Below are 309 nucleotides of genomic sequence, written 5' to 3'. Positions count from 1 at the left end.
GCTCGGCACTTAGTAATTTGTTAAAAAGCGCAGTGCCAAAGGCAGTAAAAGAAACAATAAAACAGCGTTTATCGTGCTCACTGGCACATTTGTTGATTAAATTTAACGCTAAAAGTTCTTTAATTAAACGGGCAATTTGTGCTTTGTCGCGTTGAGTTTGGGTAACAATATCGTTAGCAGTACACTGCGGCGTTGCTGCAATAATATGCAAGCAACGCACATGCATAGCGTTTAAACCAAGGTCGTTCGCATTAATCGCATCACGCGTTGTTACGCGGTAGCTTTGCATTAGCATAAAGAGTGTATTAG

1 protein-coding gene is annotated in these 309 nt (G+C 40.8%); it reads right to left on the bottom strand.

Annotated elements, in window-relative coordinates; all coding sequences use genetic code 11:
* A partial coding sequence (locus AAEY62_RS21475) for a MarR family winged helix-turn-helix transcriptional regulator (RefSeq protein WP_350636415.1) occupies positions 1 to 309 on the bottom strand: 309 nt, incomplete at both ends.

This window comes from Pseudoalteromonas sp. GW168-MNA-CIBAN-0100, assembly GCF_040309225.1.
In the GTDB taxonomy this organism is placed as follows: domain Bacteria; phylum Pseudomonadota; class Gammaproteobacteria; order Enterobacterales; family Alteromonadaceae; genus Pseudoalteromonas; species Pseudoalteromonas arctica.
This window is presented reverse-complemented; position numbering and strand designations above follow the sequence as displayed.